Annotated in this window: 11 protein-coding genes and 4 tRNA genes; 8 read left to right on the top strand and 7 right to left on the bottom strand. The window is 36.8% G+C overall.

All coding sequences use genetic code 11. The features are described 5' to 3' along the window. Positions 1-1,257 precede the first annotated feature (1,257 nt). The 3 genes from mgtA to cspE form a co-directional block, all read right to left on the bottom strand. The gene (mgtA, locus tag WDV74_RS06575; RefSeq protein ID WP_338885211.1) at positions 1,258-3,957 is read right to left on the bottom strand and encodes a magnesium-translocating P-type ATPase; all 2,700 of its coding nucleotides are present in this window, start codon (positions 3,955-3,957) and stop codon (positions 1,258-1,260) included. 206 nt (positions 3,958-4,163) lie between these two features. Then, a complete protein-coding gene (locus tag WDV74_RS06570) occupies positions 4,164-4,862 on the bottom strand; it encodes an MgtC family protein (protein WP_338885210.1) in 699 nt (232 codons plus the stop codon). Between the two features lie 796 nt (positions 4,863-5,658). Beyond that, the gene (gene cspE / locus WDV74_RS06565) at positions 5,659-5,871 is read right to left on the bottom strand and encodes a transcription antiterminator/RNA stability regulator CspE (protein WP_047766586.1); all 213 of its coding nucleotides are present in this window, start codon (positions 5,869-5,871) and stop codon (positions 5,659-5,661) included. A gap of 516 nt (positions 5,872-6,387) precedes the next feature. On the opposite strand from cspE, the gene WDV74_RS06560 reads away from it, so the two are divergent. The 4 genes from WDV74_RS06560 (at position 6,388) to WDV74_RS06545 (ending at position 7,980) form a co-directional block, all read left to right on the top strand. Further along, a complete protein-coding gene (locus WDV74_RS06560; RefSeq protein ID WP_338885209.1) occupies positions 6,388-6,903 on the top strand; it encodes a YlaC family protein in 516 nt (171 codons plus the stop codon). A 135-nt stretch (positions 6,904-7,038) separates the two neighbouring features. Continuing rightward, positions 7,039-7,114: transfer RNA gene (locus WDV74_RS06555), tRNA-Asn, on the top strand. 450 nt (positions 7,115-7,564) lie between these two features. Further along, positions 7,565-7,640: transfer RNA gene (locus WDV74_RS06550), tRNA-Asn, on the top strand. A gap of 264 nt (positions 7,641-7,904) precedes the next feature. Further along, positions 7,905-7,980 (top strand) — tRNA-Asn (locus WDV74_RS06545). A gap of 230 nt (positions 7,981-8,210) precedes the next feature. Here the strand turns inward: WDV74_RS06545 and WDV74_RS06540 are convergent. Genes WDV74_RS06540 through WDV74_RS06530 form a run of 3 tightly spaced genes read right to left on the bottom strand, consistent with a single transcriptional unit; the run spans position 8,211 to position 9,622 of the window. Beyond that, complete coding sequence (locus WDV74_RS06540) at positions 8,211-8,912, bottom strand: metalloregulator ArsR/SmtB family transcription factor (RefSeq protein ID WP_338885208.1); 702 nt, start codon at positions 8,910-8,912, stop codon at positions 8,211-8,213. Position 8,913: 1 nt separating this feature from the next. Beyond that, positions 8,914-9,306, bottom strand: a complete 393-nt coding sequence (locus tag WDV74_RS06535) for an amino acid-binding protein (protein WP_338885207.1) — start codon at positions 9,304-9,306, stop codon at positions 8,914-8,916. Further along, a complete protein-coding gene (locus WDV74_RS06530; RefSeq protein WP_338885206.1) occupies positions 9,299-9,622 on the bottom strand; it encodes an antibiotic biosynthesis monooxygenase in 324 nt (107 codons plus the stop codon). Before WDV74_RS06530 ends, WDV74_RS06535 begins: the two co-directional genes overlap by 8 nt. Positions 9,623-9,909: 287 nt before the next feature. Between WDV74_RS06530 and WDV74_RS06525 the strand changes: the two genes are divergently transcribed. From WDV74_RS06525 to WDV74_RS06510, 4 genes are all read left to right on the top strand, one after another. Then, positions 9,910-9,985 (top strand) — tRNA-Asn (locus tag WDV74_RS06525). A gap of 228 nt (positions 9,986-10,213) precedes the next feature. Further along, complete coding sequence (gene pyrC / locus WDV74_RS06520; protein WP_338885205.1) at positions 10,214-11,266, top strand: dihydroorotase; 1,053 nt, start codon at positions 10,214-10,216, stop codon at positions 11,264-11,266. 238 nt (positions 11,267-11,504) lie between these two features. After that, complete coding sequence (bssS, locus tag WDV74_RS06515; RefSeq protein WP_338885204.1) at positions 11,505-11,759, top strand: biofilm formation regulator BssS; 255 nt, start codon at positions 11,505-11,507, stop codon at positions 11,757-11,759. A 214-nt stretch (positions 11,760-11,973) separates the two neighbouring features. Beyond that, on the top strand, positions 11,974-12,579 hold the full coding sequence (locus WDV74_RS06510; protein ID WP_338885203.1) for a LuxR C-terminal-related transcriptional regulator: 606 nt from the start codon (positions 11,974-11,976) through the stop codon (positions 12,577-12,579). A gap of 150 nt (positions 12,580-12,729) precedes the next feature. Here the strand turns inward: WDV74_RS06510 and WDV74_RS06505 are convergent, their stop codons facing one another. After that, positions 12,730-13,788 carry a rhodanese-related sulfurtransferase gene (locus WDV74_RS06505; RefSeq protein ID WP_338885202.1) on the bottom strand — a complete coding sequence of 353 codons (1,059 nt, stop codon included), beginning with the start codon at positions 13,786-13,788 and terminating at the stop codon, positions 12,730-12,732. Between the last annotated feature and the right edge of the window lie 312 nt (positions 13,789-14,100).

Here is a 14,100-nt window from a genome sequence, read left to right as displayed (position 1 = left end):
ATACTATGTGATCTTGATCACAAAACCAGTACTTTTTATTATGATTCTAGCTCATTAACTATTCAAGCAATAAAAAACAAGAAATAGTCTACAATTAATAAGTTAAATTATTTAAATAAAAATATTAGGAACCATTTTTGGTTTTATACGATCTATTAAACTTACAAATCTAAAATAACGACAAAAAATCCTACCTTTAGTTAAATTATCAATATTCTAATAAAATTTGCTTCTTGATAATGTAGGTAGGTGCTCATCTTCCACTATAACTTGATTTAGATCATAGTCATGCCAAATTTATTAATTAAATGTGAATACTGGTTATTGAAAAGCTATCAGTATGATCATTTTTAGTTCATTATCGCACTATTTCCAAACAGAATAAAAAAAGCGCACACTCCCACGTTGGGCACAAATATCACACAGATAGAAAAAATAAGATAAAATACAGTATGATATTGAAATAAAAAAACATATACATTTCTTCTCTCTGGCAAACCTAACTAGCAAAGCTTTACTAATTAAACGAAATCCAACCCTCTGTTATCTGGCAAGCATATTTTTCGCCACAACTATTGATAAGTTTTTCTAAACAAAATAAATAAATATACCGTCGTCTCATGACATAAATTTAACCAAATTGCCATTGTTTATAATTTCACCACTCAGGTTAGCTTACACACAAAACAAATAAGAAAAATTAATCAATTTATTTTATGCCAACAACACAAATGATAAGATTTAAAAATGTTTTATGCCGCTTTCTTGGATGAAAAAACCAACAACCAAACTCTCTAACAAGGCGCTTTATTGACTAAAGATAAATTTACTTAAATAACAAGAATATAAATATAAATATAAATATAAATATAAAATTCTGACAAAATAAAAATCAGCCGATAATATATCACCAAATAAAATACAACCAAAATAAGAGTCAAAAATTAAAGAAAAATAAAATAGATATAAAAATAGATATAAAAATAGATATAAAAATAAAATCATTCCATTTACATTTAAATAAAAATAATAATAGATAATTGACCTGATAATTCAAATAGGGAAAAGATAAATATAACGTTATTGCATTCCTAATTTTGTTTATATTTTAACATATCCTTAATACTTAAAGATAATATCAACACCTATCCAATTCCTGCAAAAAATCCGTCATGATACGAGTCATAATATTGTATATCCAGTATGGATTACTCTCTTTAACCCATACTGAATAAAAAATTACTTAATGAGAATCATTTACAACCATTCACCAAATCGATGAATATAAAATTTCTTCATCATTTGGGCAATGATACAATAGCTTATTAATGTTCCAATTAACCATAGAAAATATTTCCACGGTAGTGGTTGTAACCCAATGAGGTTACCAAATGTAGAGAATGGAATGTAAATACCAAGTACCATTATTATTAGTGTCGTTAATAAAATAGGAAGTGCTGCCGTACTTTGCACAAAAGGAATTTTTTGTGTACGCAACATATGCACGACCAAAGTCTGTGACAATAATCCTTCAACAAACCATCCAGATTGAAATAATGCTTGATGTTCTATACTGTTAGCTGCAAATACATACCACATCACAGCATAAGTCATGATGTCGAAGATAGACGAAGTAGGACCAATCCAGAGCATAAAACGTCCTATATTCTTTGCGTCCCATTTACGCGGCTTTTTCAAAAACGCCTTATCCATTCTGTCCCATGGCATAGATAGTTGGGAAATATCGTACATTAGATTTTGTACAAGCAAATGAATCGCTAACATCGGTAAAAATGGAATAAATGCACTGGCAACCAATACCGAAAATACATTTCCAAAATTTGAACTGGCAGTCATATTTAAATACTTGATGATATTCCCAAACGTTTCCCTGCCCTTAATTACTCCCTCTTCTAATACCATCAAATTCTTCTCTAGCAGAATGATATCTGCGGATTCTTTTGCGATATCAGTTCCTGTATCAACTGAAACTCCAACATCAGCATCCCGTAATGCCGGCGCATCATTTATTCCATCACCAAGAAAACCAACTGTGTGCCCATTATTTTGCAATGATTTTAAAATACGTGACTTTTGCAGAGGGGTTAACTTACAAAAGACGGACCTTAATTCCACTTCTTTTGAAAGGTCTTCATCACTCATTAGTTCAATATCGGGGCCAATAAGAATATTTCCAGAATCTAAATCCACATCTCGACAAATTTTGGCTGTAACAACAGGATTATCTCCAGTGAGCACCTTGATCGAAACACCATTTTCCTTTAATGCCGTAATTGCCATTGCCGCACTTTCTTTTGGTGGATCTAAAAATGTTAATAAACCTTGTAGCACCATCTCCTTTTCATCTGCAACAGAAAGTGGATGTTTCACTTCATCGTGACTTAACTCCCGGGTTGCTAAGATTAATACCCTGAAACCTTGTTCGTTATAACTGCTAACTAATTCCATTACATTGTTGCGGATTTCTTCAGTTAGAGGAATAATTTTCTCTTTTATCCTTATATAGGAGCAAACCGATAGCATTTCCTCTGCTGCTCCCTTGCAGATCAATTGATATTTTTTAGCCAAATCTTGTACAGAAATTGATAATCTACGTCTAATAAAATCAAACGGTAATTCATCAATTTTTCTGTAGCTGTGTAGGCAATCGAGGTCTGAATTATCGTATCCATACCTCACAATAGCTTGATCCATTAAGTTCTTAGTTCCACTTTGATGAAAGCTATTTAACCAAGCACAATGAAGGACAGAAGCATCTTCCCTACCTTCCGTATCTAAATAGTGTTGGAGAATAATTTTATCCTGAGTCAGTGTTCCCGTCTTATCCGTACACAATATGTCCATTGCGCCAAAGTTCTGTATTGCATTGAGTCGCTTGACAATGACTTTTTTCTTTGACATAGCAATCGCTCCCTTTGCCAGATTGGAACTGACAATCATGGGAAGCATTTCAGGTGTTAAACCAACAGCAACCGCCAGTGCAAACAACGCCGCATCAAGCCAATCACCTTTCGTTAACCCATTGATTAAAAAAACAATTGGCACCATAATCAACATAAAACGGATCAAGAGCCAGCTAACACTATTAACACCGTGATCAAATGCAGTTTGTGCCCGTATTCCTACGATAGATTTTGCAAGTGAACCAAAGTAAGTTTGCTTTCCTGTCGCCACAACCACCGCAGTCGCAGTACCACTAGTCACATTGGTTCCCATTAAGCAGATATTAGAAAGTTCAAGTAGTTCTGTTTCAGATACATTATCAGAACGAGCTGTCTTGGCATTCACATGCGCCATCGTGTCATATTTTTCGATAGGGATCGCTTCCCCCGTCAAAATTGCCTGGCTGATAAATAGATCTCTGGATTCGATTAAATACAGATCTGCTGGGATCATGTCTCCAGCCGATAAGTAAACAATATCTCCTGGAACCAGGTACTTGATTGGAATCTCTTTTTTCTGTGATTTGGTATTATCGGAAGGGCGTCTCAAAACAGTTACTGTTGTATGCACCATTGATTTCAAGGCTTCCGATGCCTTATTTGTTCGATATTCTTGCCAAAACCGAAGTAATCCACTTAATGTCACCATTATTAGAATAATAATGACACTCGTAAGCTCTGGTTCTTCTCCGTTGAATGATGGCAACAAGTATTCAGTACAAAAACTGATTGCAGCCAGTAATAGCAATACATAGGTAAACGGGCTGTGGAAAGCTTTAATAAGTTGCATCAAAGCATGAGGTGTTTTTCCATGTGCAACTTCATTAATACCATACTGCCCTAAACGTTCTATGGCCTTATCATCAGTTAAACCCAATGTACTGCCGTTAAGATCAGTAAGGATATGTTCAAGACTCTGATTAGCTCGCTTCGCGACAATAAATTCTTTTTCCTTGAAAAAATTGGCTGATTTATTAGTGTATTTCTCAGTCATAACGCTTTCTCTATATTCAATTTGCAATACCTATCATCCCTTTTTCACCAGGGATAATTTCCATATACAGCTTTTATGCGTTACCTATCTGAGAAATAAAATTGCTTACTCCATAGGCAACACCTTATTTAGTGTGGAGGGAGGGACATCGTCCATATTGGCTCCTTATTGATATAACTTTATGGAATTAGTAATAAAAAAATATTCTACGCTGGTAATTCAGCCGCAATTTTCCAATTCACTGAAGTGACGCTTTTTTCCAAACTTACTCGACAGACAATCGATTCAATTTCTTTTTGCTCCGCAGGAGTGGCTAATATTTCCGCACAAACCTCAAGCCTATCAGGCTGAATCGCATCTGCACTGCTCAATGACTGTAACCTGACACCTAATCCATTGAGTGCTTGTAAAATCAAAGTCCTGACCAGGATTTCATCATTTATGTCGCAAATAATATGGATCTTATAGCGTTGTTCTAAATCTAAGGCTTGCTGGTGAGGCTGAGTATTAATTCGTTGCGCGATCTCCCGCAATAAAATGTTTGCACAGAGAATAATCGCTGTAGCAATCCCTGCTGCCCAGTATTGCCCCATACCGCATAACTCCCCTATTCCCGCTGAACACCATAATGTCGCTGCTGTATTTAAACCACGAATACTCATTCCCTGACGCATAATCACGCCAGCACCAAGAAAACCAACGCCAGAGATAATTTGTGCAGCAATACGATCAGGATTTCCCTCAGAAGCGCTCATTGCAGTAATCATGAAAAGTGCAGCACCTGTTGATACCAAAGCGTTGGTTCTTAATCCTGCCATACGTTGGCGCCATTGACGTTCAGCTCCAATCAAAGCCCCAAAACATAACGCGGATAGTAAGTGCATTGCGATAGATGTTAACAACATAGTATTCTCCATAACATCAAATGGATAGAAATACTCTAAGTCCCTCAAATTATTGAATGTGAACTTGATTGAGTAGTACAAACTTGAAATCTGTTAGATGCAGAAAATCATGCACGAGGCTGGCTCATTTAATTGCATTTACCGAGCTTTTATTAGTTGATTTTTTAATTCGTTATAAAACTAATACGTAAAAAATAACCTGAAGAGAGTATCTCTTCATCGTGCATAGAATATTCTGACAACGAATCTATAATTGATTAGTCGTATGTTCCCGGAGGGAATAAGGAGTGAATATATGACCACATCATGTGTTTCCCAATATACCTTCAGTTAATACCTTACTAAGAATTCCAACTCAGTAGATCCTTAATATCAGATAATTTTTCTTTAGGTAGGTACAACCCATGAAATTAAAGTAGCACCGCCCACCATTCCAGGTAAGCAGCAAATCGAAGGGATATGAACAGCTTACCAGTTTATTTTTTATTTAACCAAAAACTTTGACTATCCAATTAATCGTTCTCCAATAGAATTTGCGAGGAGTATAAACAGTTAAAATTAACAAGTAAAGACCTTAATCAGGCAGGTTGTTCCACAAAACAGAAATAGTTTTTTGTTTTACTAAGTAACTAATATTAAGTTATTTTTTATCAATTAAATAAATAAGTTGAGGAAATTTTAGAATTGAACACAAAAAATGAATTTTATGATACAGCAAAACAACACGGTGCAAAAAAACAAAAAGCCCGCCACGGCATTCGCGCTGGCGAGCTTAAATAAGGCATAAAGGCAGAAATTAGATAGCAGTCACGTTTGCTGCTGCTGGGCCTTTGGCACCATTTTCAATGGTGAATTCTACGTTCTGGCCTTCTGTTAAGGTTTTGAAACCGTTACCTTGAATGGCAGAGAAATGTACGAATACGTCTTTGCTACCATCAGCTGGAGTGATGAAACCAAAGCCTTTAGATTCGTTGAACCACTTCACTTGACCTTTCATTTTGTCAGACATTTGACTTTCCTATATATCAAAAAAAACTCGCCACCTCGGGCATGTGTTGGCCAGTATCAGCTATTACTTATGGAGGCACTAAGAAGGAAACGGTCAACAAAGGCTACCAAGGATAGCACTTACACATAACGCATTAACTCAAGATGTCGTACATAAAGTAGGTCTGTTAATCAGGCCAAACGCATTAACGCATGACCGCACGCGAATATCAACCTTTTTATGTATTATCGTTTTAAAAAAAACTCAGACGCTCAATATTAGAACAAAATAACATAATAAATAGGTTTTTTTATAATTTTATTTGATTTATTCAACTTTTTATTATCAAGAAAGAAACAAGATATTGCTTGTCAACAATAACAATTTGCCCAATAAATTAAAGCGATTGCTATACAGGTATAGGTTCAGGACATGATAATCTTAAAAATGCTATAACTTTCAATTCGATCACGATTTTGCAACAATTTTTACGACACAATTTATACTGATGAGTCTATAAATAAACGGGTTAGTATTATGAAAATCATAAAACAGATATTGATTCAGGATATTGAGCGGATCAACCTTAAAGAGCATCGTGATGGTAAAATACATTTCAACAGCATTTTTATTCGCAAACACCCTTACCTATGTCTAGCGATGGTGATTGCCTATGCTTTTCTAGCTGTGCTTATGTGGTACGCTCCCTATTTCGGTACCTGGTCTCTTTTTGCATTTACTCTAGCCTTTATTGCTATGGCGGCCATTTTGCTATTTGATATCAAGCCAGTCTATCATTTCGAAGATATTGATGTGCTTGATTTACGTGTATGCTATAACGGTGAGTGGTTCGTCAACGAACAAATTTCTAAGAAAGCTATCGATAAGATACTCACTCATCCCCAAGTACCGAATACAATCAAAGATGACATCAAATATATTATGCAGAAGAAACAGGGGATTTGTTTCTATGATGTCTTTATGCTTGCTTGTTCAGAACAATCACCCTATGCCAAATCTATTAACATGGTTAATAAAAAGGCAGAAATATAATAGATTCAACAAAATAGTACGATTACAAACCAAATAAGATTACATAGCGAGCAAATAGTAAGAAAAAAGAATTTTTGCGTTGACACGATTCCAGTTCATCGCTAATATTCGCCCCGTTCTCAGGAACAACCCGATTCCTCCATAGTTCAGTCGGTAGAACGGCGGACTGTTAATCCGTATGTCGCTGGTTCGAGTCCAGCTGGAGGAGCCAAAATTCAAATATCTCGCTAGATAAATTAGCGTGATATTAAGGTTGAGAAAGGTAACTTAGCCTAAACCTTTTCGAGCGGCTTCCCAATTGGGGAGCCGTTTTTTTATTCTGATTTTTTTATTTATCCCTCATTCTCAAGATCAACGTGTTCTACATTTATTGAACAATAATCCTGCACATATCTAGTTTGCAAAATCTCGTTTTGTTTACTTAGGATTTTAAAAAAAGGTAAAAATAATAAATACGTTTAGTTTTTCCAAGATAAACAAAGGACAATAAAAAAGAAAAAATGAATAGTCTTGCAATTTGAAAGATGTTTTTTAAACAAAAACAACAAAAAAACACCATCCTGACTAAAAACAAAACAATTGGTTCTATTTTTAATTTTTTTACTTTACAACATAAAACCATTCACTGTAATATTCGCTCCGTTCTCAGGAACAAATCAATTCCTCCATAGTTCAGTCGGTAGAACGGCGGACTGTTAATCCGTATGTCGCTGGTTCGAGTCCAGCTGGAGGAGCCAAATTCTTGAAAATCCCGATTAACTTTGCTAGTCGGGATTTTTTCTTTTGAGTACTGATTATTTTTTCGTAGTAATCATATTTATTCACCATCTCTATTCTCTTATTTCAAGTTGCTTTGCCGACGTAATTATCTATGTTAAAAATACAAACAAGATCAAAAGCAACCCAAAAGTACATATTACAAGCAATCAAACACTTATTGTTATTTTCTGCTTTGACAAATGTGAAAAATGCCGTTAATATTCGAGCCAGTTAAACGGAGTTCCTCCATAGTTCAGTCGGTAGAACGGCGGACTGTTAATCCGTATGTCACTGGTTCGAGTCCAGTTGGAGGAGCCAATTTAAAGAAAGCAGACATTGACTAAAGTCTGCTTTTTTCGTTTCTATCAAACAACTACCTCTTTTCCTTCATTCACTAAAAACAATTCGAAATCACACCAGTTTGGTAAATGCAATGACTAAACTTTCCTTATGCCGAAATAAAATTGTTTGACCCCCTTCACCACGCAATGATTAAAACAGATATAAATCTGATTGTTTCATTTTCTGGAAAAGGTGTACTTAACGGATTATACGCCTACATTGAACAATTTTTTAAAAGCCCGTTTTCCATCTGAAGTGATGTTAACTTCCCTAAACCCCTGAGTTCTGGTTAACCATCCCTTTTGTTCGCAATGAATCAAAAAAGCAGCACCAGCGTAACCTCCAAGATGAAATCGTCGCTCACTCCAGTCAAGACAGGCACAGCATTCTTTGCGCCTCGTTTTTGGATCAAACACAATGCCTAACTGCTGGAATTGTTTTCGGCCTTCCAATGTTATTGATATTCCATCAACATTAAACCAGCCTTCACTAACCATGAAGTCATAAATTTCTACCGCTACCTCACCAGCTAAATGGTCATAACACGTTCGGGCAATTCTCAACAAGGAAGGAATACGAGTTTTGACTGGCGAAATCCTATGCCATGATATACTCATCATCTTCTCAAGAAGTTCGGCGATATCTTTCCCAGCCAGACGATAATAACGATGACGACCTTGAGAAAGGCAAGTAATCAAATTCCCACTTACAAGCCGGGACAAATGGGCGCTTGTTGTAGAAGAAGTAATATCAGCAACCACGCTCAATTCTGTGGCTGTCCATGCACGTCCATCCATCAATGCACAGAGAATTTTTACACGAGAAAAGTCTGATATGGCAGCAGCTACGGCTGCCATAGAGCGTTCAAGTGTGTCACTATCATCCAGTAACCCAACGTTTTTAAGCATTTTATTCAGGAATAACCGCCCATTTTTCTGTCAACTTGCTTGCAACATTATCATTATCTGTAACAAGGATCAGTTGATTTGAATGATCACTGTATTGAACCAGAATATTGACACCATTTTCAGCTAATGTTACTGCTATTTCTCCCAGTTCACCAGGACGCTCCTGCTTAAGTTTTCTGATCAACGGTTTGTTTATGCTCTGAACCTGAAATCCCTCCTTTTCAAGTATAGATTTAGCCTTATCACCATCTTCAACAAGAAAATGCGCATGGCCTTCATTAGCCACGGAAAACACACCACCACCTTCAAGTCCTACACCATTTCGTCCAAGGATAATCCCCAAAGAGGCCAATTCACCGGGGATATTTCTCAAAATAACATGAATATCATACATTTGTATTTCCTCTGTTTTCTGAAGTGTAGTCTCTGATAGCGTGTACAATGCGGATTCGGTAAAAAGAGAAGATCGACTCTCGTCCTTCAGTCTGAGCAGCCTTATGAAAGAAATTTTTCTTCCACATTAAGATGGCATTCTTATCTCGCCACCAAGACAACGAAAGGATCTTTCCTGGCGTTACCAGGCTTTGGAAACGCTCTATGGAAATGAACCCATCAATATCAGCTAATAACGGTTTCAGTTCGGCAGCAAGCTGGAGGTAACGCTCTTGTTGTGCAGGAACAACATCTGCCTCAAAAAGTACTGCGATCATATTCTATCCTTTTAGTGTATAGACAAAACATGACTTTACCGTTTTCAGCTTTGAATACTTCGTTAATGAGCAAAGTATGAGTGCAACTTGAGATAGACAATATAGCCAATCTCTTTTTCAGCTGGCAAAATCCTACTTCTGCCTTGCCTATATTTACCATAACTCAGTTAGATTTAGTCAAAAAACATACATAACGCACAGATACTCGCCAATCAAACAGTTATTGCTATTTTCTGCTTTGACAAACGCAAAAAATGCCGTTAATATTCGCCCCGTCTTGAAGGAGTTCCTCCATAGTTCAGTCGGTAGAACGGCGGACTGTTAATCCGTATGTCGCTGGTTCGAGTCCAGCTGGAGGAGCCAAATTCAATTCACCCTCGTGTTGTTACTTCTATTTTTTTCTTTTTTGATACAATAATTCCCTCTGAATACCCTAACTAAATAATCTTAACATTCTAATTATTAAAAACTTAGAGAATATTATCATTCAATAATAGCTATTTAGCTATTTTCACTTTATCATTCTCCTCCGGCTTAAGGATTGCTGAATCAGCATCCATCATTTTTCATTTATATTCTGGAGCCGGTTCCATGACCACTGAATCATATACAATTAAAATCCGCCGTCCTGACGACTGGCATGTCCATTTTCGTGATGGTGATATGCTAAAAACGATTGTCCCCCACACCAGCCGTTTTTTTGGCCGAGCTATCGTCATGCCCAACCTTGTCCCTCCAGTGACAGATGTTGCCAGTGCCAAAGCCTACAAGGAACGGATAATTGCAGCGACTCCATCAGATCATCATTTCCAACCTCTTATGACTTGTTATCTGACAAATTCAACAGCTAGCGACCAAATTGAGCTTGGTTATAAAGAAGGTATTTTTACCGCCTGCAAACTCTATCCTGCCAACGCAACAACGAACTCCAGTCACGGTGTTTCTGATATCAAAAAAATCTACCCATTATTGGAAACCATGGAAAAAATAGGTATGCCACTCCTGATCCATGGGGAAGTTACCACCTCTCATATTGATATTTTTGACCGTGAAGCGCGCTTTATCGAACAGGTAATGGAACCATTGCGCCAGCAATTCCCTGAATTAAAAATTGTTTTCGAGCATATTACAACCAAAGAAGCCGCAGAATATGTTCTTGAAGGCAACGATAAATTAGGTGCGACGTTGACACCACAGCACTTGATGTTCAATCGCAACCACATGCTGGTTGGTGGTATTCGCCCCCATCTTTACTGTTTGCCTATACTAAAGCGCAATATTCACCAAGAAGCCCTCCAAACAGCAGTCGCCAGTGGTTGTAACCGCTTCTTCTTAGGTACAGATTCTGCTCCTCATGTACTGCACCGCAAAGAATCTTCTTGTGGCTGTGCGGGCGTTTTCAATGCCCCAACTGCCCTGGCGGCCTATGCGACTGTTTTTGAAGCAATAGGAGCAATGGAATATTTCGAGTCCTTCTGCTCCCTGAATGGCCCTGCATTTTACGGTTTGCCGATTAATGATGGCTTTATCGAACTTACCCGTAAACCAACTCCGGTTGTTGAATATATCGAATGTGGTGGCGAAAAGTTGATTCCATTCCTTGCAGGGGAAGATGTAGGATGGGATGTAAGGGTATGTGAGTAACTTTAGCACGCCCCTTCGTGTGCGGAAATTATTTTTTATTTCCGCACAATCCCGACCTGATAAAAGACAGCAGTAGCCTTGCAATGATTCCTCTCCAGGCCTAATGTAAAAAAACCTGCTTTTTTCACTTCTTAGATTACTAAAAAGGTTTATACTGCTAAGGGCTCTTCTTAGATGAGGCCTTCTGCTCTTAGTCAATTATATTAATAATGATTCTGTAGTCTGATTAGGAGGTTATATGGGAAAAGAAAATGAAATAATTCAAACACACCCTGTTGTAGGCTGGGATATCAGCACTGTCGATGCCTATGACGCCATGATGATACGTCTTCATTACTCATCCACCCAAGATCAAACAGCAGAAAATGTCAATTTTGACAAAACGTTATGGTTAACAACAGGCGTAGCTAAACAGCTTATCCTCATTTTACAAGCTGGGATTGAAAAAATAGAATCCTCAGAATACAGCCAACTTGATCGTATTAAACATTAACAAATAAATAGGTTTAACACTTCCAACACATTCGGACACTCAATATATTGGGTGTCCCAAACAAACAACTGAATATATATTCACCAGTAAAATTATCTATATGGTTTATTATTTTTCATAATATTGTATTATACATCAGTGTTCATCCATCTAATGCTTAACTATCAAACTGATCATTTAAATAAAACTATAGTAGGACAAGGATGTTCAAGTAATGAAACTATTAATCATTGATGAATGCCATTATACACGTTTGGGGATTATTGAATCTCTAAAAGAAAATACAGGCATCCTCTCTTTAGGCGTTGTATCAATACGCGATGCCATAAATATTTTATCTGTCTTCTCTCCAAACGTTATTTTGGTAAACTTAACCAATTATGGTTACTACAGTGAATATTGTAATCAACTAAAATTATTAGTTTCTTCAGTTTATAATGCTCGTATCTATATTTATATAGACAAAACATACCCCACCAAGAAAACACCTATCCAATTGACACATAAGGATTTTATATTACCCAAAAAAGAACTAACGATATTGCTTGAACGCCTAAAAGAAATAGCATCATTCGATATTCAACGTTATTTCTCTAATTTTAGTGTATATAGTTCTATTTTTAGCCATCAAGAAAACCGTATCATCTATTATTGGATGTTAGAAATGGACACCCATAAAATTGCCAAAATATTAAAAATCAGCAATAGTACAGTTTATTCTCATAAGAGACATATTATAGAAAAAATAGGCGTTTCTAACAAAATAGAGTTACTTTTTATTTACAATATCTTTAAATATTTTTGTTTACCCTTTGAATAAACTGATTCTATTTATGGTTAATAGTTCTCAAGTTACCAATCAGCGACAATAAAGTGATTCCCATTCACATAACAAGCTATGTAAATGGGATAAGTGATGAATAATGTTTGGTTTGAAATATGGGAGCGATTACGACTTAAAGCACTGCTATTATTTAATAGATTGCAGTGATGTAATATTCAAACCATCATTTAATCGATAGCGAGATTTATTAAAAATCTTAGCCCCAATCTCTCTTCCTGCACGACGGGCACGCTGTTCTTCTTCTGGCAGCTTCATCTCTTCACGACAAGCATCACTACAACAACCTTCGAAACGCGCTGCACAAGATGGACATTGGATAAATAATAAATGGCAACCATCGTTCTTACAGTTGGTATGGCTATCACACGTCGCTCCGCATTGATGACAGTGAGCAATAACATCTTCAGTGATACGCTCACCCATACGCTCATCAAAGACAAAGTTCTTGCCAACGAAACGAACTGGCAATTCTTGTTCTTTCGCTTTACGGGCATACTCAATAATACCACCTTCTACGTGGTAGACTTTGTTAAAGCCGTTATGCAACATATAAGCACTTGCTTTTTCGCAACGAATTCCGCCAGTACAATACATAACAATATTTTTATCTTTATTGTCCTTCAGCATTTCTACAGCCATTGGCAGCTGTTCACGAAACGTATCTGATGGAACCTCAATCGCATTTTCGAAATGCCCAACTTCATATTCGTAGTGGTTACGCATATCGACAAAGACAGTATCAGGATCATCCAACATTTGGTTGACCTGCTCGGCTTTCAGATATTCGCCTGTTTTAGATGCATCAAAAGTTTCATCTTCAATGCCATCTGCAACAATGCGCTCACGCACTTTCATGCGCAGTACCCAAAATGATTTACCATCATCTTCTAACGCGATGTTAAGGCGCAGATTACATAATGCCGGATCGGTCTCATCCAATAATGCTTTCAACGCATCGACATTTTTGGAAGGCACACTAATTTGTGCATTGATACCTTCTTTAGCGATATAAACCCGCCCAAAGACAGATAACTCAGTAAACTTTTGATACAAACTATCGCGAAAAGCCTGTGGTGCGGAAATAGTGAAATATTTATAAAAAGAGATGGTAGTGCGCGGCTCAATTTCAGCCAACATGCGTTCTTTCAACTCTTTGTTAGAAATACGGTTATGTAACACTGGCATGGTGTACTTTCCTGAATTTCGATTAAAAAATAAAAACTTCAATGGTCGTTCCATTGGTGGCTGGATATCATAACGAAAATGGCTGTTAGCGGATAGTGATTTATGCTTTTCCATCACACCAATACAGTAGGATGGTGACTACGAGGACAGAGATAGCAAAACCTTGCCAAACAGTGAATCTGGCAAACAAGTTACCCTCAGATTCACTATTGAGTGCCACAAAATTTCGATATTTCACTAAAAGGTGTCACAATACGCCAATACGATTTTTAGAGTCTATCTTGGGCTTCTATAATTCCGACAGATTGAAAC

The organism is Xenorhabdus sp. TH1, from assembly GCF_037260955.1.
In the GTDB taxonomy this organism is placed as follows: Bacteria; Pseudomonadota; Gammaproteobacteria; order Enterobacterales; family Enterobacteriaceae; genus Xenorhabdus; species Xenorhabdus griffiniae.
Note: the sequence above shows the minus strand (reverse complement) of the source record. Positions and strands in the feature narration are given on the sequence as shown.

Coding starts and splice junctions, on each gene's coding strand:
- mgtA (WP_338885211.1), bottom strand. CDS start 3,957: ATGACTGAGAAATACACTAATAAATCAGCCAATTTTTTCAAGGAAAAA.
- WDV74_RS06570 (WP_338885210.1), bottom strand. CDS start 4,862: ATGTTGTTAACATCTATCGCAATGCACTTACTATCCGCGTTATGTTTT.
- cspE (WP_047766586.1), bottom strand. CDS start 5,871: ATGTCTGACAAAATGAAAGGTCAAGTGAAGTGGTTCAACGAATCTAAA.
- WDV74_RS06560 (WP_338885209.1), top strand. CDS start 6,388: ATGAAAATCATAAAACAGATATTGATTCAGGATATTGAGCGGATCAAC.
- WDV74_RS06540 (WP_338885208.1), bottom strand. CDS start 8,912: ATGCTTAAAAACGTTGGGTTACTGGATGATAGTGACACACTTGAACGC.
- WDV74_RS06535 (WP_338885207.1), bottom strand. CDS start 9,306: ATGTATGATATTCATGTTATTTTGAGAAATATCCCCGGTGAATTGGCC.
- WDV74_RS06530 (WP_338885206.1), bottom strand. CDS start 9,622: ATGATCGCAGTACTTTTTGAGGCAGATGTTGTTCCTGCACAACAAGAG.
- pyrC (WP_338885205.1), top strand. CDS start 10,214: ATGACCACTGAATCATATACAATTAAAATCCGCCGTCCTGACGACTGG.
- bssS (WP_338885204.1), top strand. CDS start 11,505: ATGGGAAAAGAAAATGAAATAATTCAAACACACCCTGTTGTAGGCTGG.
- WDV74_RS06510 (WP_338885203.1), top strand. CDS start 11,974: ATGAAACTATTAATCATTGATGAATGCCATTATACACGTTTGGGGATT.
- WDV74_RS06505 (WP_338885202.1), bottom strand. CDS start 13,788: ATGCCAGTGTTACATAACCGTATTTCTAACAAAGAGTTGAAAGAACGC.